The following is a 24,970-nucleotide window of genomic DNA, read 5'->3' as shown; positions in this document are numbered from 1 at the left end:
TAACTTAAACTTAATCAATTCTTATTATGAAAAGCAAAAATTGTATTAAAACAACAAAGCTTCCATGTTTTATGGCGGTGCTGCTTAGCGTATTTATGATGCAGTTTGGATTTGCTCAAGAATCTAAAACTGTAAGTGGGACAATTACCTCTTCCGAAGACGGATTTGGAGTTCCAGGAGCAACTGTACAAGTACAGGGAACAAAATCGAGTACTGTTACCGATTTTGACGGAAAATATAAAGTCGAGGCTAAAACAGGAGATGTTTTGGTAATCTCTTTTGTAGGTTTCAAGTCACAAAATATTACGGTTGGAACTCAAAAAGTTGTCAATGTGGTTTTGAGTCCAGAAACGGCAGAACTGAAAGAAATTGTAGTAATCGGTTACGGTACTCAAAAGAAGAAAGTAAATACTGCAGCAACTTCTTTGGTGTCTGGAAAAGATATTCAGCAAGTGGCGAGTCTTGATGTTGTAAATGCTTTACAAGGTCAAGCTTCTGGGGTTTCTGTAACTTCATCTTCTGGGCAGCCGGGAGCGAATATGGTGGTAAATATTCGTGGAGCAGGTACAGCAGGAAACAGTGATCCGCTTTATGTAGTTGATGGTGTAGTGGTAGATAACGGAATCGGATACCTTGATCCTTCTGTTATTGAAAGGGTAGACATTTTAAAAGATGCTTCGGCAGCTTCTATCTACGGAGCAAGAGCGGCAAACGGAGTTATTTTGGTTACTACTAAAAAAGGAAAGGATGGTAAAATGAATGTGTCTTTCAGTTCTTATACAGGTTTTCAGCAGATTGCTAAAAAACTAGATTTGATGAATACACAGGAATATACAACAATCATGAACGAAGCTCGTGTAAATTCTGGATATGCGCCATTATATACAAAGGAGCAAGTTGCAGGATTCCCAAATCACGATTGGCAAAAAGATTTGTTTAATGAAGGTGCGATAAAACAAAATCACTCTCTTTTGATTACAGGAGGTGACGAAAAATCTACCATTGCAACTGGTTTATCTTACTACGGACAAGAAGGTATGATTGGAGGATCTACTAACCAATCTCAATACGATCGTGTAACTTTTACAGTAAACTCTACTTCTGAAGTAATTAAAGGATATTTGAAAATTGGTGAAAACTTCACTTTATCAAATATTAAATCTAGTGGTGTTGCAGACGATGGTATCTACAGCAATGCAATTAGAAGTTTCTTAAACGCTGCTCCAATTGATCAGGCGTATGATGAAAATGGAGATTTTGCTCATTCTATTATCTCTCAAGACATCAGCAATCCAGTTGGATCTTTATACTACAACAACTTCAATCAGACTAAAACCAATCGTTATGTAGGTAACATTTTTGCTGAATTAAAATTTGCAAAAAACTTTACTTTCAGAACTAGTTATGGTGTTGATATGACAGATAGCAATTACCGTTCTTTCAGACCAGTTTATTCGCTTTCTTCAAATGATAACAATACAGTTTCTAGCGTAACTCAAAGTGCTACAAAATCTTTAGGATGGATTTTCGAGAATACACTTCAATACAAATTCAACATTGCCGATGCTCATAATTTTGATGTGTTAGTGGGTACTTCTGCTAAAAAGAATACTTCTGATTATATGGAAGGGCAAGGAAGAAACTTAATTTTTGATGATTTCGAACATGCTTATTTAGATAATGCAAAAGATCCAACATCAAATGTGGTAAAAGGAAATCGTAAAGATTATGCAATTCAGTCTTACTTCGGACGTTTATTGTACGATTACAACAATAAATACTTATTCTCTGCAACAGTTCGTCGTGACGGTTCATCAGAATTTGGTCCAGATAACAAATATGCTATTTTCCCATCATTCTCTGCAGGATGGAATTTAGATAAAGAAGCTTTCTTCAAAGAAAACAAAGTTTTAAATACATTCAAATTAAGAGCGAGCTGGGGACAAAATGGTAACGACCAATTTGCAAGAAGATTTGCTTATATGTCAACTGTAAACTCAACAGACAAAACATATCATTTCGGAACTGGCGATGAAACTCTTTTAGTAGGTTCAAGCCCTGACCAATTGGCAAACCGTAACTTAAAATGGGAAACTTCAGAGCAGTTAGACTTAGGTTTTGATGCTACATTGTTTACCAACTTTACTTTAACTTTTGATTACTATGACAAGAAAACCAAAGATTGGTTAGTATTGGCGTCTATCCCAACTTATGCGGGAGCAACTGCACCTTACATTAATGGTGGAGACGTAAGCAATAAAGGTTTTGAAATTGGTTTATCTTACCGTACACGTTTTGGAAAAGATTGGAATTTTGCCATCAATGCAAATCTTTCACGTAACCAAAACGAAGTGTTGAAAATTGCTAACAACGAAGGAATCATTCATGGAGAATCAAACGTATTGTTTCAAGGTTTAGACGAGATGAACCGCGTTGAGGTTGGAAAACCAATGGGTTATTTCTACGGATTAAAAACAGACGGAATTTTCCAAAATGCTGCTGAAGTTACAGCAGGTGTTCAGCCAAATGCGCAACCTGGAGACGTTCGTTTCGTAGATTTAAATAATGACGGAAAAATCGATGCAAACGATAAAACACAAATTGGAGATCCAAACCCAGATATTAACTATGGTGTTAATTTAGAATTATCATACAAAGCATTTGATTTCTCTATTAATACTTACGGTATCGCAGGAGGACAAAACGTTTTTGGAGTTCACGATTACACACGTGCTTACACAAACAACACTACAGATGTGTTAGGCAGATGGACAACTGAAGGAACTTCTAATAGAATTCCAAGAGTAACTTACGGAACTGATGCAAACGGAAATTATACTAAATTCTCAGATTTATATATCCAGGATTCAGATTTCTTCAGAATTAAAAATGCTACAATCGGATGTGATTTAACAAAGTTGACAACGAAACTTAGTTTCTTCAGCAAATTCAGACTGTATGTTGCAGGAAATAACATTTATACATTCACAAAGTACAAAGGAATGGATCCAGAAATTGGTTTCGGAAACGTAAATCAGTCTTGGGCTAAAGGAATTGATGTTGGATATTATCCTCAGCCAAGAACCTATTTAATGGGTCTGAATGTTAACTTTTAAATTTTGAAAACCATGAAAAGATATATAAAATTATTTGCCCTTTCAAGCTTGCTTGTTTTAGGGGCTTGTTCGGAAGATTTTTTGGAAAACGAACCATATACAGATAAGGTAACAGAGAATTTTTATAAAACACCTTCTGACGCTTTTGAAGGTCTTGTAGCAGTTTACGATGTTTTACAGCGCGAGGCATACGGCGGACCTTTATTAATTAGTGAACAAGCTTCTGATGATTGTTTTGGAGGTTATGGTATTGCTGATGCTCAATCTGATATCGAATGGGATCGTTTCCTATATGTTTCAGACAAAGACATGAACAAAGATGTTTGGTCAAATGCTTATTTAGGAATTTATAGAGCTAATATTTTATTAGAAAATATAGATAAAGTAAACTGGGGATCTGATACGGCTTTGAAAACTCGTTACGAAGCTGAAGCACGTTTCTTAAGAGCACATTTCCATTTTACAGCAGCTAAAATGTTTGGAGATATTATTCCGTTAGATCATACTGTAACAACAAGCGAGTTCGAATTGCCGAGACAAGCTCCAGAAGTTACTTATGCTTTAATAGCAAGCGATTTAAAATTTGCTGCTGATAATTTAGGTCCAGAAAACTACTCACAAGCAGGAAACGCTAATTACGGCCGTATTACAAAATGGGCTGCTGAAGCATATTTGGCTAGAACATTCTTATTCTATACAGGAACATATGGTAAAGCAGATTTAGCTGGTGTAGTTTCTAAAGCAGAAGCAACAGCTTACATCAATGATGTAGTAAATAATAGCGGGCACGGTTTAGTAGCTGATTTTGCTAATCTTTGGTTAGCAGCTTCTTTCGAAAACTTTGCTGGAGAAGATAATACAGAAATGGTTTGGGCGGTTCGTTTTAACGGTTCAGGAAAAGGAAACTGGGATCTTCATGAAGGAAACCGCTTCCAAGTAAACATTGCGCCACGTGGAGGAGCAATTGGAAGATATGCAACTGGATGGGGTGGAGCAACTGTAAACCCTAAATTAGTAAGCTTGTATGAAGCAGGTGATACTAGAAAAGCAGCTTCATTTATTGACTATGCTGGTGAAGGATTAAACTTTGATGCGCAAGCTAGAGAGCAACGTCAGTACACTGGATATTCTTGGAAAAAATATTGCCCAATTACCAACGAAGCAGGAACAGCTGTTGTAGAAGCAAATGGAGGAAACTTTCAAATTGACAACTACCAAGATTATGCGATTATTCGTTTTTCTGATGTATTGTTAATGGCTGCCGAGTTAAATTTATCTTCTAACCAAGCTTTAGCGCAAGCAGATTTTGACAGAGTACGTGATCGTGCGTTTAAAAATACTACTAACAGAAAAACAGCTAGTATAGAAAACATCATGAAAGAGCGTCAATTAGAATTAGCTCTTGAAGGACATCGTTATTTTGACTTAATCAGACAAGGAATGACTGCAATGAAATTAGCTATTGATAATACTGCAGGTGGTTCTCAGTTTACAGTTACTTTTAGAACAGAGACTCAAGGTTGGTTACCATTACCGCAATCGCAGATCATTCTTTCAAATGGCACAATAACTCAAAATCCAGGTTGGAATTAATTCAAAACAAAATGACTATGAAACGTATATTATATATTTTAATAGCAGCTGTTACAATTGGTTCGCTGTTATTTTCTTGTGAGGCAATTGAGGATCGCGAAAGTCTTCCAGCAGTTACCTTAACACCAGAAACACTTAAGTTTTCTATTACGCAAGATGCTACAAATAAAAATCTTGTAAATTTTAAAAGTGACGATCCGACTGTCATTCCATTTTGGAAATATGTAGATGCAAATGGTAACGAATTAGGTCACTCTAATCAAAGTGTGGATAAGGTAACTTTTCCTTTTGCTGGAAAATATTCTATTTTTTATACAGCATTTGCGCGAGGCGGTTCTGTTGAAGCAGCTCCTGTAACTGTAGATGTTCCTGAAAATGATGAAACTTTCTTTAAAGATCCAAGATGGGCGAAATTAACAAACGGACAAGCTGGAAAAACTTGGGTGCTTTATATGACGGCTCCATTAGAATTTATTGGAAATACTCCAGGTTATATTAACAGAGCAGTAAGCGGTCCTGGATGGTGGCCAAATCTTACAGATATCTCGTGGGCTGGTTTAGAAAATAAGGATTGGGGTGAAATTACATTTGACCTGAATGGAGGTTATAATGTTTCGGTAACACAAACTAATCCAGCTTTAGGTAGTACCGCTAAGACAACTAAGAAAGGAACATTTAATTATAGTTTGACAGATGGGGAAACAAATGACAGAATATCTTTCAACGGAGGGGCAGAAATGCTTCACCCAAATGAGCCAAGTTATTTTCTTCCTTCATTCAGTTTTACAAATGTAAAAATTGTAGAATTGACTGATACAAGTTTATGCTTTATTGCAATTAGAGCAGATAACGATTATTTGATTTATCATTTAGTACCAAAATCATAAGTTAGTTAGTTTTGAAGTTTCAGTCTTAAAGGTATTTTGTATTGCTCTTTAAGACTGAGACTTAAGTTGTTTTACGGAGAAATAAACGAAACCGTTTTTTATTTCTATCTTCAAATTCCAAAAAATAAAAAGTACCTATGCATATTAGAAAAAACATAAAAAACATAAGTTTATGGGCAATCGCAATTGGAGTTTTTTTCTTGAATTCCTGCTCTAAAAAAGAAGATGCGTTTGTAAACCGAAAAGTTTCTTTTAATGCAGATTGGAGTTTCCATCTAAATGATAGTATTGTCGATAAAGATACTATTGGAACTTCAACAAAATGGAGAACTTTAGACGTTCCTCATGATTGGAGCATCGAAGGAAAATTTGATGAAAAAAGTCCTGGCGGTTATGGCGGAGGATCGCTTAATGGAGGTTTAGGCTGGTACAAAAAAACATTTAAAGTCGCTGCAGAAGACAGCACAAAAATAACTTCTATTACTTTTGACGGAGTATATAGAAATAGTGAAGTTTGGGTAAATGGTCATTATTTAGGAAAACGCCCAAACGGATATATAGGTTTTCAATATGATATGTCACCGTATTTGAATTACGGAGACAAAAACAACGAAATAATTGTTAAGGTTGACAATTCAAAACAGCCTAATTCACGTTGGTATTCGGGTTCAGGAATTTTTAGAAATGTCTGGATCGAAACAACAGACAAACTTCATGTGGGACAATGGGGAACATACATTACAACTCCAAAAGTTACAGCCGAAAAAGCTTCTGTAAGTATCGAAACAACAATAAAAAATCAATATGCAGCAGGTAAAAAGGCAACTGTAACGACTACTATTTTTAAAGAAGACAAAAAAGTAACCTCAGTTACTCAAGATATAACCATCAATGCCAACGAAAATCAAACGCTCAATCAATCGGCAGTAGTTGAAAATCCGATTTTATGGTCAGATGAAAAACCGGAATTGTACACAGCAGTTACCGAAATTTCGCTTGACGATAAAATCATTGATCAATATAAAACCACTTTCGGAATCAGAGACTTCAAATTCGATTTGAATAAAGGTTTTATTTTGAATGGAAAACAGGTCAAAATAAAAGGTGTTTGTATGCACCACGATTTAGGTCCGTTGGGTTCTGCAATTAATACTCGCGCCATCGAGCGTCAGTTAGAGATTTTGAAGGAAATGGGCGTAAACGGAATCAGAACTTCTCATAATCCGCCTGCTCCAGAGCTTTTAGAGCTTTGCGATAAAATGGGTTTCATTGTTATGGATGAAGCTTTTGATATGTGGAAACAAAACAAAACGAAATACGATTATGCAAATGATTGGGACAAATGGCACAAACAAGATCTAACCGATCAATTGTTGCGCGACCGAAATCATGCCAGTATTTTTATGTGGAGTATCGGAAATGAAATTCCAGAACAATGGAATGAAACAGGTATTGAAATTGCAAAAGAATTGGCCGCAATTACACGTCAATATGATAAAACACGTCCGTTGACTGCTGGAATGAATCCGCCAGTAAACATGAATATTGATGCTGTGACTTTGCAATTTGAGAAAAAAAATGTTTCGATTAATCCGCTTGCGGGATCTGGAGTTTTAGATTTAATCGGATACAATTACGCACATCAGACATTCGAACATCATTTGAAGAATTTCCCAAATACACCTTTCATCGCAACTGAAACTACTTCAGGTTTACAGACAAGAGGATATTACGATGCCGTTTCAGATACTATCAAAAAATGGCCAGTAAGATGGGATCTTAAATTTACAGAAGGAAATCCAGGAAATACCGTTTCAGCTTACGATCAGGTACAGACTCCGTGGGGTTCAACACATGAAGCCACTTGGAAAATCATCAAAAAACATGATTTCTTAGCGGGCATGTACGTTTGGACAGGTTTCGATTATATTGGAGAACCAACTCCGTACGAATGGCCATCTGTAAGTTCGTATTTCGGAATTGTTGATTTAGCCGGTTTCCCGAAAGATGTGTATTATATGTACCAAAGCGAATGGACAGACAAAACCGTTCTTCACATTTTCCCACATTGGAATTGGAAAGCTGGACAAACTGTTGATGTTTGGGCCTATTACAATAAAGCTGATGAGGTGGAGCTTTTTGTAAATGGAAAATCAGTTGGAAAAAGAAGTAAAAAAGGAGACGATTTACACGTAATGTGGAGAATTCCTTTTGAAGCAGGAACTTTAAAAGCGATTTCTCGTAAAGACGGAAAAGTAGTTTTAGAAAAAGAAATTAAAACGGCTGGAAATCCTTCTCAATTAAAACTGACTGCGGATAGAAGTACCATTAAAGCAGACAAAAACGATTTGTCATTTATCACAGTTGATATTTTAGACGATAAAGGAACAATTGCACCAAATGCAAATAACGAAATTAATTTCTCTTTAAAAGGAAACGGAAAAATAGTAGGTGTTTGCAGCGGAGATCCGGTTAGCCACGAATCGTATAAAGGAAATAAACATACCGCTTTGGCTGGAAAATGTTTAGTTATTGTACAATCTGGAGATCAATCTGGAAGATTGGAATTGACTGCTAAAGCGAATGGGCTAAAACAAGCTACAATTGTAATTACAGCTGAATGATAATTATAATACGTTAAATTTTAAACACATAGAAACATAGATTTTTTGTTTGTGAAAAAGAAAATTAAAAGAAACTAGTTTCTAACACATAGCTATGTGAATTTAAACAAGTGAAACGCCTTTTTAAAGACTCCGATGAGCTATGATTCTATGTGTTTAAAAGATTTTAAGATATATAAAGAATAAAACTAACTCATGAAAAACAGACAACTAACCACATTGTTTTCGGCTTTTATGCTTGGATTTGTTTTGATGCCAAAAGCATCAGCTCAAATTCAGAACGCAGATGTGCTGAATGCGCCAATAGATATCAGTAAAGATTTTCAGAACTATCTGAACACCTTTTATTTTGCAGACGAACTGGCTTCTTTTGATCCTGCAACGGGAAAAGGAACCATCAAATATTTGAGATACAATTATAAAACACGTCAGGCTTTCAACAACATGATGATGAAACCAGATGTGGAAAAAGCAAACGAATTTCCAACAACAGAATACGCAGAATCTCCTGTTTTGCCATTCGAAATTCAGTTTGTTTCAGACAGAACCCTTCGTATCAAAACGACTTCAGGGCCACAATTTCATCCGCAAAAAGAGTCTTTAATGCTAGTTGACGGCGTTGCGCCAAATCACCCAGAATTATGGAAATATGCTAAAATTGAAGGTGGTCACAGTTATACTAGCAAACACGGAAGAGTTGAAATTTTGACAAAACCTTGGCACGTAAAAATCTACGATGAAAAAGGAAAACTGCTGACAAGCACACTTCACGATACGGACTTTAAAAACACGTATACACCAACGCTTCCATTTTCCTATGTTCGCAGAAATAGCGATTATTCAAGAAGTATGGGCGCGGCTTTCAGTTTAGAACCAGACGAAAAAATATTTGGTTGCGGAGAATCTTTCACACAATTCAACAAACGCGGTTCAAAAGTAGTTTTATGGACCGATGATGCAAACGGAATCCAAAATGAAACCATGTACAAACCAATTCCGTTTTACATGAGTAGCCGAGGTTACGGAGTTTTCATGCATCATTCAACACCAATTACAGTGGACTTTGGAAAATACTTTTCAAGTGCCAACGAAATGTATATTGGAGACGACGAAGCCGATTTGTTTTTCTTTATCGGAGAACCAAAAGATATTTTAGATCAATATACCAATTTGACAGGAAAAGCAGCTATGCCACCACTTTGGTCTTTCGGTTTTTGGATGAGCCGTATTACCTATTTCTCAGAAAAAGAAGGACGTGATGTTGCCAGAGATTTGCGTAAATACAAAATTCCAACCGATGTAATTCACTTTGATACAGGCTGGTTTGATGTAGATTGGAGAAATAACTACGAGTTTGCAAAATCTCGTTTCCCAGATGCTACAAAAATGATGTCTGATTTAAAGAAAGACGGTTTCCAGGTTTGTCTTTGGCAGTTGCCTTATTTTACGCCAAAGAATACTTTATTTCCAGAAATTATGGATAAAAACTTAGCCGTAAGAGACAGAAAAGGAAATCTTCCTTATGAAGATGCTGTTCTAGATTTCTCAAATCCAGAAACCATTTCTTGGTATCAAGGAAAATTGAAAAAGTTATTTGATGAAGGCGTAGCAGTTTTCAAAGTAGATTTTGGAGAAGCAGCTCCGCCAGACGGAATTTATCATTCGGGAAGAACTGGTTTCTATGAGCATAATTTATATCCGTTACGTTATAATAAAGCTGTTGCAGAAATCACGCAAAAAGAAAAAGGATATACTTTAATCTGGGCAAGAAGTACTTGGGCAGGATCACAGCGTTACCCTTTACATTGGGGAGGAGATTCTGAAACTACAAACGGAGCAATGTCGGCTGAATTACGAGGTGGACTTTCATTAGGACTAAGCGGATTCAGTTTCTGGAGTCATGATGTTGGAGGTTTTGCCACAAAATCTCCTGAGAATATTTACAGAAGATGGACACCGTTTGGAATGTTTACATCTCACGTAAGAAGCCACGGAGAACCGCCTCGTGAACCTTGGTTGTACAGCAAAGAATTCTTAGAAGGATTTAGAAAGGCAGATAATATGCGTTACGAATTGATGCCATATATCTACGCTCAAGCAAAAGAAAGTTCTCAAAAAGGATTGCCAATGATGCGTGCTTTATTTGTAGAATATCCAAACGATCCGGGAGCTTGGTTAGTGGATAATCAGTATTTATTTGGTTCAAGTATCTTAGTTGCACCGCTTTTTGAAGAAGTTGAAGAAAGAGACGTGTACCTTCCAGAAGGGACTTGGATTGATTACCAAACTAAAAAAGTGTACCAATCGGGCTGGCATAAAATCAAAGCAGGCGAAGTGCCAATCGTAGTTTTAGTAAAAGATGGAACAGCAATTCCGCACATCGGTTTAGCGCAGTCTACAAAAGATATGGATTGGAGCAAATTGACCTTAAAAGTATTTGCAAGCGATAAAACGACTTCGGCAACAGCCAAAGTATTTTTACCTGAAGGCGATGCGGTACAAGAAATAAAAGTGAATAAAAACGGAAACAATTTTGATGTAGTAGCAAATCCATTAAACGGAAAAACCACTTTTAAAACAGAGTGGGCAAAATAAAAAAGTTAGCCACTAATTGCACGAATTATCACAAATTTAATTCGCGGAAATTAGTGCAATTCGTGGCAAAAAAAAATATTTAAACACATAGAAACATAGATTTTTGTTTTTGAATAAAAGAAATTGGAAAGAAACTAGTTTCTCACACATAGAAAGCTATGTGAATTTAAACAAGTGAAACGCCTCTTTTAAAAATTCCAATAAACTATGTTTCTATATGTTAAAAAATATAGCCAGCATTTAGGCAAAAAATATAATACCAAAAAACATGAAAAACTATCTAATTCTCCCAGCCGCATTGTTTTCTATAGCAATAGGCTACAGTCAAAAAACGAAAAACGCTTACGAATTGGCATCGCCAAACGGAAAGAATACAATCAAATTTGAGCTGGTAAAAAATGCTCCAAAATACGCAGTTTCTCACGGAAAGACAGAAGTAATTTCTCCTTCTGATATGGGATTTGTATTGAAAGGAAACGAAGATTTAAGCACAAACTTTGAAATAAAAGGAGCAAAAACTTCTACGTTTGATGAAACTTGGGAACAAGTTTGGGGAGAAAAGAAAAATATTAGAAACCATTACAATCAATTGGTTGTTTATTTGCAGCAAAAAACAGGAAACAAAAGAAAATTACAAATTCAGTTTCGTGCTTTTGATGACGGAGTGGCTTTTAGATATGTTTATCCAAAACAAAATGTAAAAGACAGTATTTTCATCATGGATGAAAAAACAACTTTCAACTTAAAAGAAGATGGAAAGGCTTGGTGGATTCCGGCAAACAGAGAAAACCGTGACGAATATCTTTTCAAAGATGCGCCAGTTAGCACTTTAGATACCGTTTTAACTCCATTAACAATAGAAAGTAAAAGCGGATTAGCGTTAAGTTTCCACGAAGCAAACCTGATCGATTTTGCCAGTATGACTTTGGTCAATAATAAAGGAACAGAATTAAAGTCGGATTTGGTGCCGTGGCCTGATGGAGTTAAAGTTCGCGTAAAAGATTCGTTTACTTCTTCTTGGAGAACGCTTCAAATAGGAGAAAATCCAGGAGAATTGATTACTTCTTATTTGGTTTTAAACTTAAACGAGCCAAACAAATTAAAGAATACAAACAGTTATTTCAAACCATACAAATATTTAGGAATTTGGTGGGGAATGCATATTGGGAAATATACTTTCTGGGAAAGCGACAAACAAGGAGCAACTACAAAACACGCTGAAGAGTATATCGACTTTACAGCAAAAGAAGGTTTCAATCATTTATTAATCGAAGGTTGGAACAAAGGTTGGACACCGGGTTGGTATGAAAACCGTATGCACATGTTCAGTTTTACAAAAAGCGCAGACAATTTCGATCTTGAAAAAGTAGTCGAATACGGAAAGAAAAAGAATATCGAATTAATCGGTTATCACGAAACAGGTTCAAACTTAATTAACTATTTAAAAGAAGTTGACGAAGGTTTTGCTTTGTACAAAAAACTTGGAATTCATACCGTAAAAATTGGTCACGTGGGTTCGAAACTGAATATGAAACAAATGCACTTTGGACAATTTGGAGTGAACTATTTCAGATATATTTTAGAAAAAGCGGCGCAATATGATTTAGCCGTTTTATACCACGAATCGATAAAAGATACGGGAGAAAGAAGAACGTATCCAAACATGGTTTCCAGAGAAGCAGCGCGAGGACAAGAATATAATGCTTGGAGTGAAGGAAATCCGCCAAACCATTTAAGTATTATTCCGTTTACAAGATTGCTTTCTGGCCCAATGGATTTTACACCTGGAATTTTTGATGTTGAGGTAAAACAAGGTTATCCTGGAAAAAGAATCCAAGGAACAGTTGGACAGCAATTGGCATTGTATGTAACGATTTACTCTCCAATCCAGATGTTGGCAGATCTTCCAGAAAACTACGAAGGAAAACCAGCTTTACAATTCTTAAAAGATGTTCCAACAGATTGGGAAGACACTAAAATCTTAGAAGGAAAAATTGGCGAATACATCACAACAGCAAGAAAAGACAGAAATAGTGCCGATTGGTATCTAGGAACTTTAACAAATGAAAAACCTAGAAATGTAGAAGTTTCATTATCATTCTTAGATCCAAGTGCGACTTACGAAGCTCAGATTTATGTTGATGCCGAAGGAACAGATCAAACGCATAATCCAGAAGCAGTAGCAATTTCTAAGAAAATAGTAAAAGCTTCAGATAAATTACAATTGAAATTAGGTGGAGCTGGCGGTGGAGCAGTGAGATTTAAAAAGCTATAATTATTAATTTCTCAAACCCGACAGGTTTTAAAAACCTGTCGGGTTTACTCAACACAATGATTATACACAACGTAATCTGTAGAGACGCACTGCAGTGCGTCTAACATATAGTTAGAAAATAAAATATTTAGCCACTCCCGATAGCTATCGGGAGTGGCTAAAAATAAACAAAACCATTTCCAGATGAAAAAACTTTTAATAGTAGCAGTTTTATTTAGTTCAGTCCATTTGATGGCACAAAACCGAACGATAAAAGTGGATTATAAAAAAGAAGCAGGAAAATTAAACACCATGTTCAAAGAATGCATCGGTGCCGGAAGAGCAAACGAAGGTTTGAGAGCCGACTGGCAACAGCAATTGGCATTGGTGAAAAAAGAATGCGATTTTAAATACATCCGTTTTCATGGTTTATTGTCTGATGATATGGCCGTTTATCGTGAAGACGAAAAAGGAAATCCAGAATACAATTACCAATATGTAGACGTTTTGTTCGATTATATTGTGAGTTTAAAAATGAAACCGTTCGTAGAATTAGGTTTTATGCCTAATGCATTAGCAAGCGGAAAAGAAACTATTTTCTGGTGGAAAGGAAATGTAACACCTCCAAAAGATTATAAAAAATGGGAAGATTTAGTTAAGAATCTAACCCAGCATTTTAAAGAGCGTTATGGAGACGAAGAAGTAAAAACATGGTATTTTGAAGTTTGGAACGAACCAAATCTTTCACCTGGATTTTGGAGCAGCACACAGCAAGAATATTATAAATTATACGATTACGCCACTCGCGGTGTAAAAGCAGTAAATCCAGCTTACAAAGTTGGTGGACCTGCAACAGCTGGTTCTGCTTGGGTTGCTGAAACAATTGATTTTTGTGCGAAGAATAACGTCCCAATGGATTTTGTTTCAACACATACTTATGGAGTAAAACACGGATATTTGGACGAATTCGGAACTTCGGGAACGATTTTAAATCAGGACGAATGGAGTGTGAGTGGTGAAATTATCAATTCTAGAAAGTTGATTACGGAATCGGCAAAACCAAATCTGGAATTGCATTATACAGAATGGAGTACATCTTATACGCCAGCAGATCCAATTCACGATAGTTATCATTCGGCAGCGTATATTTTACAGAAATTAAAACAAGTTGGAAATGCGGCAAACTCAATGTCCTATTGGGTTTTTACTGATATTTTTGAAGAAGCGGGACCAAGATTTACGCCTTTCCACGGAGGTTTCGGATTATTGAATACGCAGGGAATTAAAAAACCAGCCTATTTCTCTTATTATTTAATGAATAAATTAGGAGAAACAGAACTTCAAAACTCAGATAAAGCTTCTTGGACTTCCAAAAATGCAAAAGGTGATGTTCAGGTTTTACTTTGGGATTTTACGAATACACATCCAGGCGATAAAGAATTGAATCAAACCTATTACATTAAAGACCTTCCATCAAAAGAAAAAGGAAAAGTGAAAGTTGAAGTTGACGGAATGCAAAAAGGAAAATATCTTTTAGAAATTTACAAGGTAGGTTACAAAGTAAATGACGCTTACGCGGATTATCTGGCGATGAATAAACCGAGTCAGTTAACACGTGAGCAAGTCAATTCCATAAAAGAGAAAAATAACGGCACGCCCATTTCGACAGAAAAAATTACAATTGACGGAAAAGGAACTTTCAGTAGAGAATTTAAAATCAACGAAAATGATGTTATAATGCTGAATTTAATTAAACAATAATTTTAGAGAAAACCACAAATACATAATATTAACGGTATTTAAAGAATATGTGTGAGGCTCAAAATCTTTAAATAAAAAAACACCTAACTATCTATGAAAAACAAAATGATATTCCTTTCATCAGCTCTAGTTTTTGCGTTCTTTACTTCATGTAAAAACGATGCACAGACAACGGCTTCAAATTCGGCGCAGACCGAAGAATACGTTGGAAAAGAAATAAGTACAGACCATGATGCAGAAATCGACAAACTGATTTCGCAAATGACATTAGAAGAAAAAATCGGAATGCTTCACGGAAACAGCATGTTTGCCAATGCAGGTGTAAAACGTTTAGGAATTCCAGAATTAAAAATGGCCGATGGTCCACTGGGAGTTCGTGAAGAGATCTCAAGAGATAATTGGGCTCCAGCAGGATGGACAAACGATTTTGCAACTTACTATCCTGCGGGAGGTGCTTTGGCAGCAACTTGGAATGCTGAAATGGCACATACTTTTGGAACCAGTTTAGGAGAAGAATTGCGTGCAAGAGACAAAGACATGTTGCTTTCTCCAGCCATCAATATGGTGAGAACACCGCTTGGAGGAAGAACTTACGAGTATATGTCTGAAGATCCGTTCTTAAACAAAAAAATCGCTGTGCCTTTGATTGTTGGTTTGCAAGAAAAAGATGTAATGGCGTGTGTAAAACATTACGCGGCAAACAATCAGGAAACGAATCGTGATTTTGTTGATGTTCAAATTGATGAGCGTACGCTTCGCGAAATTTATCTTCCAGCTTTTGAAGCTTCGGTAAAAGAAGCAAAAGCGTATAGTATAATGGGGGCTTACAATAAATTCAGAGGCGAATATTTATGTGAGAACGATTATATGCTAAATAAAATCCTTCGTGACGAATGGGGATTTAAAGGCGTTGTAGTTTCAGATTGGGCTGCGGTGCATTCTACAGCAAAATCATTGAAAAGCGGTTTAGATATTGAAATGGGAACTCCAAAACCTTTCAACGAATTTTTCTTAGCCGATAAATTAATTGCTGCAGTTAAATCTGGAGAAGTTTCTGAGAAAGAAATCGATCTGCATGTAAAACGTATTTTAAGAGTTTTATTCCAAGTGAAAGCAATGGGCGGAGGCGAGCGCGCAAAAGGAAGCATCGCAACCGAAGCACATTATCAAGACGCTTACAAAATTGCAGCTGAAGCAATCGTATTGTTGAAAAACGAAAACAATGCATTACCATTAAAACTGGATGGAGTAAAATCTATTGCCGTTATCGGAAACAACGCGACAAAGAAAAACGCTTTGGGCGGATTTGGAGCGGGAGTAAAAACCAAAAGAGAAGTTACACCGCTTGAAGGTCTTAAAAATAGACTTCCTGCATCAGTTAAAATCAATTATGCTGAAGGATATTTAGAGCGTTACGATAAAAAGAACAGAGGAAATTTAGGAAATATTACGGCTAATGGTCCTGTTACAATTGACCAATTAGATCCAGCAAAAGTTCAAGAAGCAGTAGAAGCAGCTAAGAACTCTGATGTAGCAATTGTTTTTGCGGGTTCAAACCGTGATTACGAAACAGAAGCTTCAGACAGAAGAGACTTACACTTGCCTTTTGGACAAGAAGAATTAATCAAAAAAGTAATAGAAGCTAATCCAAAAACGATTGTTGTAATGGTAGCTGGTGCTCCTTTTGATATTAATGAAGTAAGCAAAAAATCTTCAGCTTTAGTTTGGAGCTGGTTCAACGGTTCTGAAGGTGGAAATGCTTTGGCTGATGTTATTTTAGGAAAAGTAAATCCGTCTGGAAAATTACCTTGGACAATGCCTGTTGCTTTAAAAGATTCTCCTGCACATGCTACAAACAGTTTCCCTGGAGACAAAACGGTAAATTATGCGGAAGGACTTTTAATTGGATACCGTTGGTTTGATACTAAAAATGTAACGCCATTATATCCTTTTGGTTACGGATTATCGTACACTAATTTTGCTTTTGGAAATCCAAAAACGAATAAAACAGCTTATGCTTTAACAGATGTAATTGAAGTTTCTTTAGAAGTTAAAAATGTAGGGAATGTTGAAGGAAAAGAAGTGGTTCAATTATATACTTCAAAACCTGATTCTAAAATTACTCGTGCAGCACAAGAATTAAAAGGTTTCAAAAAAGTTGCTGTTAAAGCTGGAGGTTCAGAAAAAGTAACGATCAAAGTGCCAGTTAAAGAATTGGCTTATTATGATGTTGCTTCTAAGAAATGGACAGTAGAACCTGGAAAATATACTTTGAATTTAGGTAACTCTTCAAGAGATTTAAAATTCAAAGTAGATATTACAGTTAAATAAAACTGATATTGCTATAAAATAACCAAACTATTAACGCCAGCCCATGTACCAGCTGGCGTTTATTTTAAAAACTTACACTTAACTTAAACCAAACCAAAATGAAAAAAACAATTGGAGATTACCTTGCAAGCGTGCTTTTATCTTTTGCATTTTTAGGAGTTTTAGCATGCAGTTCTGATAAAGAAACAGCACAAAATTTGACTGTAAAAGGATTAACAGTAAACACAGATAAAATTGATTTTCAAAGTGCAGAAAGTAATGCTGAGATAACCATTAATAGTGAAGCTACAGCTTGGCTATTACAAATCTCAAACGCAAGCTGGATAAAGCTCAGCAAAGTGGCAGGAACTACAGGAACTACGGTTGTTCAGGTTACTGTATTAGAGAATACGACTTTAACCGCAAGAACAGGAATTATAACATTAACTTCGGGAGAGGCAAAACCTTTACAAATAAAAGTTTCTCAGGCAGCAGGAAAAGCAGTTGATGGCACATATCCAAGCTATAATACAAATCCGCTTCCTGCAGATGCTACAGGAATGAGCAGTACGGCAGTTCAATTGGCGGCAAAAATGAAATTAGGCTGGAATATAGGAAATACATTAGAAGCAACAGGAGGAGAAACAGCATGGGGAAATCCTAAAGTAACTAAAGAGCTAATAGACTTGGTAAAAGCGAATGGTTTTAATGCAATTAGAATTCCATGTTCATGGAATCAGTATTTAGCTAATGCTGAAAAAGCGCAAATAAAAGCAGATTGGCTTAACAGAGTAAAAGAGGTTGTGCAATATTGTGTAGATAATGATATGTATGTTATTGTTAACATTCACTGGGATAATGGTTGGCTTGAAAATAATGTTACAGAAGCTAAAAAAGACGCAAATAATGCTAAACAAAAAGCATTCTGGGAACAAATCGCAACTGAATTGAGAGGTTTTGATGAACATCTTCTTTTTGCAAGTGCCAATGAACCAAATGTTGAAAACGCAACGCAAATGGCTGTTTTAACTTCTTATCACCAAACTTTTATTGATGCCGTTCGTTCTACTGGAGGAAAAAATGCATATCGTAATTTAATCGTACAAGGTCCATCAACCGATATTGAAAAAACAAATAAATTAATGACAACTTTGCCAACAGATAAAGTGCCTAACAGAATGATGGCAGAAGTTCATTATTATACACCATATCAATTTGCTTTAATGGACAAAGATGCTGACTGGGGGAAAATGTTCTACTATTGGGGAAAAGAATATCATTCATCAACAGATCTTACTCGTAACGCAACATGGGGAGAAGAAGCAGATTTAGATAAATTCTTCCTTTCTATGAAAACGCAATTTGTAGACAAAGGAATTCCAGTAATTTTAGGAGAATTTGGAGCTATAAAACGCACTAACTTGACTGGAGATGATTTAACTTTACATTTAGCATCAAGAGCTTATTTCTTAAAATATGTAGTAAAACAATCTAAAGCTAATGGGTTAATTCCTTTTTATTGGGATGCTGGAAATTTAGGAGTAAATACAATGTCGTTATTTGATAGAAGTAATAACACAGTTTATGATGCCCAAGCATTAAATGCTTTATTGGATGGATTAAAGTAAAAAATATAGCCCCAAAAACACATCAGTGATATAAGTAAAATTAAGTAAAATTCAAAAATGAGCTTATGTTTTTTTATATCACTTTTGTTGTTTTAATTATTTAAATTAAGAATTAATGAAAAAAGCAATAGTTTTTATTTTGTTGATATTTAGTGTGATATCTAGCGCTAATGTAAGAATGCCTTTAATATTCTCTGACGGAATGGTACTCCAAAGAGACAAACAAATTCCGATTTGGGGTTTTGCTGATGCGAATGAAAGCGTAGAAGTTCATTTCAACAAACAAATCAAGAAAACAACAGCCGATAAAAACGGAAAATGGACGGTAAATTTGAATGCGGAAAAAGCCGGCGGACCATTCGAATTGATCATTATCGGAAAAAATAAAATCACGATCAAAAATGTTTTGGTTGGAGAAGTTTGGATTTGCAGCGGACAATCGAATATGGAATTTCAGGTTTTCAAAACCATGAATGCTGAAAAAGAAATTAGCAGTGCCAATTATCCAATGATTCGCCATTTTGGTGTTGCACAGGATTTAAGCGGAACTCCAAAAGACAATTTAAAACAAGGGAAATGGGAAGAAGCCAATAAGGAAAATGTTGGGAACTTTACAGCAGTCGGATATTATTTTGCTAGAAAATTATATTCAGAATTAAAAATCCCAATCGGAATCATCAATACTTCCTGGGGCGGAACCAATGTGGAAACCTGGACAAGCCGTGAAGCTTTTGAAAACAGCCCAGATTTTAAAGCCATGATTGCCGATGTTCCAACCGTAGATATCAATGCCATTTTTGAAACGTATAAAAAATCGGTTTTAGATAATCTGAAAAAAGTGCAAGGTTTTGATGTTTCGATGGAAAACGAAGAGCAATTTAAAGACCCAAATTTCCAAGACAAAAACTGGCCAGAAATAAAAGTTCCTTCACTTTGGGAAAACCAACAGATTGGCAATATCGACGGAATTGTCTGGATGCGAAAAACAATTGTTTTAACAGCAGAACAGGCTAAAAAAGAAGCCGTTTTACATTTAGCAAAAGTAGATGATGAAGATAAAACTTATGTAAACGGAGTTGAAGTTGGAACGAATAATCTTTGGGATGCTAAAAGAATTTACAAAATTCCAGCTAATGTCTTAAAAGAAGGAACAAACGTAATCGCAGTAAGAATTACAGACTATAGTGGCGGCGGCGGAATTTACGGCGATCCAGCCGATTTGAAAATCGATTTTAAAGATTCTAATGTACCGCTTGAAGGACTTTGGAAATTCAATGTTGTAAAAGTGAGAATCGAAGTTTCACCAAACAGTTATCCGTCATTATTGTACAATGCAATGGTAAATCCGTTGGTTCCTTATGCTATTCAAGGTGCTTTATGGTATCAAGGAGAAGCGAATGTTTGGAGAGCGGCAGAATACAAAAAATCATTTCCTGTAATGATCAACGATTGGCGAAGCAAATTCAAACAAGGAAACTTCCCTTTTTATTTCGTTCAATTGTCCACTTTTGATGAGTTCGGAGGCAATAGCCAAAAAGGAAGCCGTTGGGCAGAACTTCGCGAAGCACAATCGGAAACTTTAAAATTGCCAAACACCGGAATGGCGGTTACAACCGATATCGGAAATGCAAAAGACATTCATCCAACCAACAAACAAGACATTGGATTACGTCTGGCTGCCATTGCGATGAACAATCTTTATGGTAAAAAACAAGTTTACAGCGGCCCAACTTATAAATCTCAAACAATAAAAGGAAACGAAATTATCCTTACTTTCGATAACATCGGCAGCGGATTATCAACGCCAAATAATGATGAATTAAAAGGTTTCGAAATTGCAGGCGCAGACAAAGTTTTTCATTCCGCGAAAGCGATAATTAAAGACAACAAAATAATCGTTTCAAGTGATAAAGTTCAAAACCCCGTTGCTGTGCATTACGGTTGGGCAGATGACGATACACAAATCAATCTTTTCAATAAAGAAAAATTCCCAGCATCGCCATTTAGAACGGATAATTGGGAAATGCTAACGGCGAATGAAAAATATAAAGTGAGTAAGTAGTTATTAGTCGTTAGTGATTAGTCCTCAGTCCCCAGTAAATAGCTAAATAATTCGCAACGATATATGTTCCCCTAGGAACATTTCATCGGTAGCAATGGATGAAATCCGTTGATGAAAAAATAAACGTCCCGTAATAATGTTCCATAGGAACATCTGATTGATTATAGGTTTTTATCCTAACAGGTTTCCAAAACCTGTTAGGTATCACTAGATTTTTTTATTAGTTTAGATAAAAAATAAATACCTAACAGGTTTTTAAAACCTGTTAGGATAATATAACCAAATATGATTAAAAAAACATTTTTCATTTTACTTCTCACGTCTTGCTACACAAACATTTCGGCGCAATCCAAAAATGTTTTATGGTATAAACAACCCGCTGAATTCTTTGAGGAAAGCTTAGTTTTAGGAAACGGAAAAATGGGAGCAACCGTTTTTGGAGGAGCCAATTCGGATAAAATTTATTTGAATGACATTACGCTTTGGTCAGGTGAACCCGTAAATGCCAATATGAGTCCTGAAGCTTATAAAAACATTCCGGCAATTCGTGAAGCTTTACAAAAGGAAAATTACAAACTGGCAGAAGAACTCAATAAAAAAGTTCAAGGAAAAAACTCCGAGTCGTATGCGCCTTTAGGAACATTAGAAATTAATAATTCTGAAAAAGGCAAAGCAGTAAATTATCATAGAGAATTGGATCTTTCGAATGCCATTTCGAAAGTAAGTTATGAAATGGCGGGCATAAAATATACACGCGAATATTTCGTATCGGCTCCAGATAAAGTCATGATTATCAAATTGACGGCCGATCAAAAAGGAGCTTTAAATTTTGATATTAATCTAAAAAGCCTTTTAAAATCAAATGTTGAGGTAAGAAATAATATTTTGGTTTTAACAGGCTCTGCACCAATTCATGAAAACGCGGGATATAATGTACCTCAAAAATATTTGAGCTTAAAAGAAAGAGGAACACGATTTACAGGTTTAGTCCAAATTAAAAAAACAGACGGAACGGTTACAAGCTCTAGAGAAACGTTGACTTTAAAAGACGCAACCGAAGCTACAATTTTTGTTTCTGTTGCGACAAGTTTTAATGGTTTTGATAAAAATCCTGCGTCAGAAGGTTTAGATGATGTTTCGATTGCTTTGCAAAATCTGAATAATGCCTATGCAAAAGCATTCGACAAACTAAAAGAATCTCATATTGCCGATTATCAAAAATTCTTTAATCGTGTCAATTTAGATTTAGGAAAAACAACCGCTCCAGATTTACCGACCGACGAACGTTTATTACGGTATGCTGACGGAAAAGAAGATAAAAACCTAGAAATTCTATATTTCAATTTCGGACGTTATTTATTGATAAGTTCGTCAAGAACTTTGGGTGTTCCAGCCAATTTGCAAGGACTTTGGAATCCGTATGTGAATCCGCCTTGGAGCAGTAATTATACGATGAATATCAATCTGGAAGAAAATTACTGGCTGGCAGAAAACACCAATCTTTCCGAAATGCATTCGTCACTTTTGAGCTTTATTAAAAATCTTTCGGTAACGGGAAAAGTTACAGCGAAGACTTTTTACGGAGTAGATAAAGGCTGGGCGGCGGCACACAATTCTGATATTTGGGCCATGACCAATCCGGTGGGACAGTTCGGAAAAGAAGATCCAATGTGGGCATGCTGGCCAATGGCGCAAGCGTGGTTGAGCACTCATATTTGGGAACATTATACTTTTACACAAGATTTAGGGTATTTGAAAAAAGAAGGATATCCGTTAATGAAAGGTGCTGCTGAATTTTGTTTAGGTTGGTTGGTTACCGATAAAAACGGAAACTTAATTACATCGCCTTCAACTTCACCAGAAAATCAATATAAATTGGCAGATGGTTTTGTTGGAGCAACATTGTACGGAGGAACTGCAGATTTAGCCATGATTCGCGAATGTTTTGATAAAACCATAAAAGCTTCAAAAGTGCTAAATACGGATGCTGATTTTAGAAAAAAACTAGAAACAGCACTTTCAAAACTGCATCCGTATCAAATTGGAAAAAAAGGAAATCTGCAGGAATGGTATTTTGATTGGGATGATGATGAACCAAAACATCGTCATCAATCGCACTTATTCGGACTTTTCCCTGGCGATCATATTACACCTTTAAAAACTCCAGATTTGGCTGAAGCTTCAAAGAAAACATTAGAAATAAAAGGCGACGAAACCACAGGTTGGTCAAAAGGATGGAGAATCAATCTTTGGGCAAGACTTTGGGACGGAAATCGTGCGTATAAAATGTATCGTGAATTGCTTCGCTACGTAGATCCTGACGGAAAGAAGACAGAAAAACCAAGAAGAGGAGGAGGAACCTATCCGAATTTATTTGATGCGCATCCGCCATTTCAAATTGACGGTAATTTTGGAGGTGCAGCTGCGGTTGCTGAAATGTTAGTGCAATCAGACGAAAATGAAATTCGACTATTGCCTGCTTTGCCAGACGCTTGGGCAGAAGGTTCTGTGAGCGGTATCTGCGCCAGAGGCGGATTTGAAATTGAAATGAATTGGAGTGATAAAAAAATACAAAGAGTAATTATTTCTTCTAAAAATGGAGGAAAAACAACTTTGATTTATGGAGATAAAAAACAAGAAATTGTTTTAAAGAAAGGAGATAAAAAAGAAATTAATTTTTAAAATAATATTTGATTTTATAGTTAAACCCGACAGGTTTTTGAAACCTGTCGGGTTTTGTGTTTTTATGCAAGCTTCGGAGAAGCGAAATATTTATAGAATAAAATAAACATTTACAATATAAAGCTCCAGCGGAGCGACATATAAATTATTTACAATTCAATATTTCGCTCCGCTGGAGCTCTTTACATTCGGACGGTTTAATTTCTATAAATATTTCGCCTCGCTGAGGCTTTTTAATAATAAACCCGACAGGCTCTTGAAACCTGTCGGGTTTAATTCAATTTTGAACGACCAAACTATTATTTTTCTGTCTGTTCTTTTTCTTCTTCTGGTTTCTCAGAATGCTCCTTTTTAAAAGTTTCGTACCATTCTTCAATAGAAGGATAAACAAAAGCAGCCACTTTTTTCACTGGATTATAAAAAATATAACTGTCTAAAGTTTCTTTTTTTGCGAATGTATTATTGAAATTAATTTTCTCAAACAAAGCAATAAAAATACTCAGGATTAAGATGGTCTTTAAAACCCTGAAAAAACCTCCGCCCAATTTATTCATCCAGCCAAGCATGGCAAAATCGGCAATTCCAGTTAAAATTTTTGCCAAGAAATAAACGCCAATTACAACTAAAATAAAAGTCAGGATAAAAGCCGTAATTTGAATATTGGTCGGATTCCAAGAAACATGTTTTGAAATCATTCCAGTCATTAAAGATGAAAATTTAATGGCAAGATAAATTCCTAACAACAAGGAAATAAAAGAGGCAACTTCTACAAAAAGACCATTTTTAATGCCTTTATACAAACTGTATCCTAAAAGCGCGGCTACAATAATATCAAAAAAACTCATTTTTTTACGGGTGTTTAATAAAGGCGCAAAGATATATCTTTTTTTAAGGTTCAAAGGTGCAGAGAGACAAAGGTTCGTAGGTTTTACAACAGCTGTAATTTTATGTGTTTATTTTTTTTAGGCACATTGGGTTTGAACTCTGTATCTTTGCAAATCAAAATTTAGAATATAGATTGCGATTCTGCCCCCTCAGAATTGATTTTTAATCAGCAATCTAAAATCTACAATCAAAAATCATAAATTAAATGTCTAGAGATACACAATTAAAAGAGCGATGGGAAAAGCTCGTTGATATACTTTCCAATCAGTTTTCGCAAGGCGAAGATTTAGATTTGGATGCTATAATTTACTTAATCGGAGTTCAGGAATACGGAAAAGTGCACCGCGAATACAAGAAAGACGAAAAACTGAATTTAATGCACATTGCGATCTGTCGATTGCTGGAGCCATATGGTTTTTACGAATTCGAATATTTCGACGATGAAGGCTGGCCTCATTACAAAGTAAAAGAAAATTTGCCGCCGTTAAAAGCAGGCGAACAATCGGTTTTAATGAAAGAAGCTATTGTGAGTTATTTTTTGGAAAGAAAACTTATTGAGTAGATTTTTTTTTA

13 protein-coding genes are annotated in these 24,970 nt (G+C 35.8%); 12 read left to right on the top strand and 1 reads right to left on the bottom strand.

Features of this window, described 5'->3' with window-relative positions:
• The first annotated feature begins 26 nt into the window (after positions 1 to 26).
• The 11 genes from DM397_RS10950 (at position 27) to DM397_RS10900 (ending at position 23,512) form a co-directional block, all read left to right on the top strand.
• Positions 27 to 3,116: a SusC/RagA family TonB-linked outer membrane protein gene (locus tag DM397_RS10950; protein WP_111377567.1), complete on the top strand. Its 3,090-nt coding sequence runs from the start codon at positions 27 to 29 to the stop codon at positions 3,114 to 3,116.
• A 12-nt stretch (positions 3,117 to 3,128) separates the two neighbouring features.
• Entirely contained in the window at positions 3,129 to 4,709 is a 1,581-nt protein-coding gene (locus DM397_RS10945) for a RagB/SusD family nutrient uptake outer membrane protein (RefSeq protein WP_111377566.1), read from the top strand.
• Between the two features lie 17 nt (positions 4,710 to 4,726).
• Positions 4,727 to 5,596, top strand: coding sequence for a hypothetical protein (locus DM397_RS10940; RefSeq protein WP_239457840.1), 870 nt, complete (start codon positions 4,727 to 4,729; stop codon positions 5,594 to 5,596).
• Positions 5,597 to 5,733: 137 nt separating this feature from the next.
• Complete coding sequence (locus tag DM397_RS10935; RefSeq protein ID WP_111377565.1) at positions 5,734 to 8,220, top strand: glycoside hydrolase family 2 TIM barrel-domain containing protein; 2,487 nt, start codon at positions 5,734 to 5,736, stop codon at positions 8,218 to 8,220.
• Between the two features lie 195 nt (positions 8,221 to 8,415).
• Entirely contained in the window at positions 8,416 to 10,815 is a 2,400-nt protein-coding gene (locus tag DM397_RS10930) for a glycoside hydrolase family 31 protein (RefSeq protein ID WP_111377564.1), read from the top strand.
• A gap of 268 nt (positions 10,816 to 11,083) precedes the next feature.
• Positions 11,084 to 13,090: a glycoside hydrolase family 97 protein gene (locus DM397_RS10925; RefSeq protein WP_111377563.1), complete on the top strand. Its 2,007-nt coding sequence runs from the start codon at positions 11,084 to 11,086 to the stop codon at positions 13,088 to 13,090.
• 183 nt (positions 13,091 to 13,273) lie between these two features.
• Positions 13,274 to 14,830, top strand: coding sequence for a GH39 family glycosyl hydrolase (locus tag DM397_RS10920; protein WP_111377562.1), 1,557 nt, complete (start codon positions 13,274 to 13,276; stop codon positions 14,828 to 14,830).
• A 93-nt stretch (positions 14,831 to 14,923) separates the two neighbouring features.
• Positions 14,924 to 17,161: a glycoside hydrolase family 3 C-terminal domain-containing protein gene (locus tag DM397_RS10915; protein ID WP_111377561.1), complete on the top strand. Its 2,238-nt coding sequence runs from the start codon at positions 14,924 to 14,926 to the stop codon at positions 17,159 to 17,161.
• A 98-nt stretch (positions 17,162 to 17,259) separates the two neighbouring features.
• The gene (locus tag DM397_RS10910) at positions 17,260 to 18,768 is read left to right on the top strand and encodes a cellulase family glycosylhydrolase (protein ID WP_111377560.1); all 1,509 of its coding nucleotides are present in this window, start codon (positions 17,260 to 17,262) and stop codon (positions 18,766 to 18,768) included.
• 115 nt (positions 18,769 to 18,883) lie between these two features.
• A complete protein-coding gene (locus tag DM397_RS10905; protein ID WP_111377559.1) occupies positions 18,884 to 20,830 on the top strand; it encodes a sialate O-acetylesterase in 1,947 nt (648 codons plus the stop codon).
• Positions 20,831 to 21,115: 285 nt separating this feature from the next.
• Positions 21,116 to 23,512 carry a glycoside hydrolase family 95 protein gene (locus DM397_RS10900; RefSeq protein WP_111377558.1) on the top strand — a complete coding sequence of 799 codons (2,397 nt, stop codon included), beginning with the start codon at positions 21,116 to 21,118 and terminating at the stop codon, positions 23,510 to 23,512.
• A 299-nt stretch (positions 23,513 to 23,811) separates the two neighbouring features.
• On the opposite strand, the gene DM397_RS10895 is transcribed toward DM397_RS10900, so the two are convergent.
• On the bottom strand, positions 23,812 to 24,357 hold the full coding sequence (locus DM397_RS10895) for a CvpA family protein (protein ID WP_111377557.1): 546 nt from the start codon (positions 24,355 to 24,357) through the stop codon (positions 23,812 to 23,814).
• 245 nt (positions 24,358 to 24,602) lie between these two features.
• Between DM397_RS10895 and DM397_RS10890 the strand changes: the two genes are divergently transcribed.
• Positions 24,603 to 24,959 carry a hypothetical protein gene (locus DM397_RS10890; protein ID WP_111377556.1) on the top strand — a complete coding sequence of 119 codons (357 nt, stop codon included), beginning with the start codon at positions 24,603 to 24,605 and terminating at the stop codon, positions 24,957 to 24,959.
• The last annotated feature ends 11 nt before the right edge of the window (positions 24,960 to 24,970 follow it).

Origin of the sequence: Flavobacterium nitrogenifigens (genome assembly GCF_003254565.1) — a bacterium.
Lineage (GTDB): Bacteria > Bacteroidota > Bacteroidia > Flavobacteriales > Flavobacteriaceae > Flavobacterium > Flavobacterium nitrogenifigens.
This window is presented reverse-complemented; position numbering and strand designations above follow the sequence as displayed.

Bases quoted from the DNA above. Each gene is read 5' to 3' on its own strand.
- DM397_RS10900 (WP_111377558.1), top strand. From the start codon at position 21,116: ATGATTAAAAAAACATTTTTCATTTTACTTCTCACGTCTTGCTACACA.
- DM397_RS10925 (WP_111377563.1), top strand. From the start codon at position 11,084: ATGAAAAACTATCTAATTCTCCCAGCCGCATTGTTTTCTATAGCAATA.
- DM397_RS10890 (WP_111377556.1), top strand. From the start codon at position 24,603: ATGTCTAGAGATACACAATTAAAAGAGCGATGGGAAAAGCTCGTTGAT.
- DM397_RS10950 (WP_111377567.1), top strand. From the start codon at position 27: ATGAAAAGCAAAAATTGTATTAAAACAACAAAGCTTCCATGTTTTATG.
- DM397_RS10905 (WP_111377559.1), top strand. From the start codon at position 18,884: ATGAAAAAAGCAATAGTTTTTATTTTGTTGATATTTAGTGTGATATCT.
- DM397_RS10935 (WP_111377565.1), top strand. From the start codon at position 5,734: ATGCATATTAGAAAAAACATAAAAAACATAAGTTTATGGGCAATCGCA.
- DM397_RS10895 (WP_111377557.1), bottom strand. From the start codon at position 24,357: ATGAGTTTTTTTGATATTATTGTAGCCGCGCTTTTAGGATACAGTTTG.
- DM397_RS10910 (WP_111377560.1), top strand. From the start codon at position 17,260: ATGAAAAAAACAATTGGAGATTACCTTGCAAGCGTGCTTTTATCTTTT.
- DM397_RS10915 (WP_111377561.1), top strand. From the start codon at position 14,924: ATGAAAAACAAAATGATATTCCTTTCATCAGCTCTAGTTTTTGCGTTC.
- DM397_RS10920 (WP_111377562.1), top strand. From the start codon at position 13,274: ATGAAAAAACTTTTAATAGTAGCAGTTTTATTTAGTTCAGTCCATTTG.
- DM397_RS10945 (WP_111377566.1), top strand. From the start codon at position 3,129: ATGAAAAGATATATAAAATTATTTGCCCTTTCAAGCTTGCTTGTTTTA.
- DM397_RS10940 (WP_239457840.1), top strand. From the start codon at position 4,727: ATGAAACGTATATTATATATTTTAATAGCAGCTGTTACAATTGGTTCG.
- DM397_RS10930 (WP_111377564.1), top strand. From the start codon at position 8,416: ATGAAAAACAGACAACTAACCACATTGTTTTCGGCTTTTATGCTTGGA.